The organism is Lysinibacillus sp. NPDC047702 (assembly GCF_050272555.1).
In the GTDB taxonomy this organism is placed as follows: domain Bacteria; phylum Bacillota; class Bacilli; order Bacillales_A; family Planococcaceae; genus Lysinibacillus.
This window is the reverse complement of sequence record NZ_JBNNMG010000131.1, coordinates 1-2,525: the sequence shown is the minus strand read 5'-3', so window position 1 is coordinate 2,525 and position 2,525 is coordinate 1. Positions and strand designations below refer to the sequence as shown.

Below are 2,525 nucleotides of genomic sequence, written 5' to 3'. Positions count from 1 at the left end.
TTTGGTTAAGTCCTCGATCGATTAGTATTCGTCAGCTCCATGTGTCACCACACTTCCACCTCGAACCTATCTACCTCATCGTCTTTGAGGGATCTTACTTACTTGCGTAATGGGAAATCTCATCTTGAGGGGGGCTTCATGCTTAGATGCTTTCAGCACTTATCCCGTCCACACATAGCTACCCAGCGATGCCTTTGGCAAGACAACTGGTACACCAGCGGTGTGTCCATCCCGGTCCTCTCGTACTAAGGACAGCTCCTCTCAAATTTCCTACGCCCACGACGGATAGGGACCGAACTGTCTCACGACGTTCTGAACCCAGCTCGCGTACCGCTTTAATGGGCGAACAGCCCAACCCTTGGGACCGACTACAGCCCCAGGATGCGATGAGCCGACATCGAGGTGCCAAACCTCCCCGTCGATGTGGACTCTTGGGGGAGATAAGCCTGTTATCCCCGGGGTAGCTTTTATCCGTTGAGCGATGGCCCTTCCATGCGGAACCACCGGATCACTAAGCCCGTCTTTCGACCCTGCTCGACTTGTAGGTCTCGCAGTCAAGCTCCCTTGTGCCTTTACACTCTACGAATGATTTCCAACCATTCTGAGGGAACCTTTGGGCGCCTCCGTTACCTTTTAGGAGGCGACCGCCCCAGTCAAACTGTCCGCCTGACACTGTCTCCTGCCCCGCTAAGGGGCATGGGTTAGAATTTCAATACAACCAGGGTAGTATCCCACCGACGCCTCCTTCGAAGCTGGCGCTCCGAGATCTCTGGCTCCTACCTATCCTGTACAAGTTGTACCAAAATTCAATATCAGGCTACAGTAAAGCTCCACGGGGTCTTTCCGTCCTGTCGCGGGTAACCTGCATCTTCACAGGTACTATAATTTCACCGAGTCTCTCGTTGAGACAGTGCCCAGATCGTTACGCCTTTCGTGCGGGTCGGAACTTACCCGACAAGGAATTTCGCTACCTTAGGACCGTTATAGTTACGGCCGCCGTTTACTGGGGCTTCAATTCGCAGCTTCGCTTGCGCTAACCACTCCTCTTAACCTTCCAGCACCGGGCAGGCGTCAGCCCCTATACGTCACCTTACGGTTTTGCAGAGACCTGTGTTTTTGCTAAACAGTCGCCTGGGCCTATTCACTGCGGCTCTCATGCGCTTGCACGCTCAAGAGCACCCCTTCTCCCGAAGTTACGGGGTCATTTTGCCGAGTTCCTTAACGAGAGTTCTCTCGCACACCTTAGGATTCTCTCCTCGACTACCTGTGTCGGTTTGCGGTACGGGCACCTCTCACCTCGATAGAGGCTTTTCTTGGCAGTGTGAAATCAGGAACTTCGTCCATACGGACTCGCCATCACAGCTCAACGTTACAGTGTGCGGATTTGCCTACACACACGCCTTACTGCTTGGACGCGCACAACCAACGGCGCGCTTACCCTATCCTACTGCGTCCCCCCATTTCTCAAACGGTGAGGAGGTGGTACAGGAATATCAACCTGTTGTCCATCGCCTACGCCTATCGGCCTCGGCTTAGGTCCCGACTAACCCTGAGCGGACGAGCCTTCCTCAGGAAACCTTAGTCATACGGTGGACGGGATTCTCACCCGTCTTTCGCTACTCATACCGGCATTCTCACTTCTAAGCGCTCCACCAGTCCTTCCGGTCTGACTTCAACGCACTTAGAACGCTCTCCTACCACTGACATCGTAGATGTCAATCCACAGCTTCGGTGAATCGTTTAGCCCCGATACATTTTCGGCGCAGCGTCACTCGACCAGTGAGCTATTACGCACTCTTTAAATGATGGCTGCTTCTAAGCCAACATCCTGGTTGTCTGTGCAACGCCACATCCTTTTCCACTTAACGATTACTTTGGGACCTTAGCTGGTGGTCTGGGCTGTTTCCCTTTTGACTACGGATCTTATCACTCGCAGTCTGACTCCCGTGTATAAATATCTGGCATTCGGAGTTTGTCTGAATTCGGTAAACCGGGATGGCCCCCTAGTCCAAACAGTGCTCTACCTCCAGTATTCTCATCACGAGGCTAGCCCTAAAGCTATTTCGGAGAGAACCAGCTATCTCCAAGTTCGATTGGAATTTCTCCGCTACCCACACCTCATCCCCGCACTTTTCAACGTGCGTGGGTTCGGGCCTCCAGTAAGTGTTACCTCACCTTCACCCTGGACATGGGTAGATCACCTGGTTTCGGGTCTACGACCACGTACTATTTCGCCCTATTCAGACTCGCTTTCGCTGCGGCTCCGCCTTCTAAAGCTTAACCTCGCACGTAATCGTAACTCGCCGGTTCATTCTACAAAAGGCACGCTATCACCCATTAACGGGCTCTAACTACTTGTAGGCACACGGTTTCAGGATCTCTTTCACTCCCCTTCCGGGGTGCTTTTCACCTTTCCCTCACGGTACTGGTTCACTATCGGTCACTAGGTAGTATTTAGCCTTGGGAGATGGTCCTCCCGGATTCCGACGGAATTTCACGTGTTCCGCCGTACTCAGGATCCACTC

General features: G+C 53.0%; 1 rRNA gene. It reads right to left on the bottom strand.

Annotated elements, in window-relative coordinates:
- Window position 1 precedes the first annotated feature (1 nt).
- Window positions 2-2,525 (bottom strand): 23S ribosomal RNA (locus tag ACQKIM_RS27890); the annotation flags it as partial.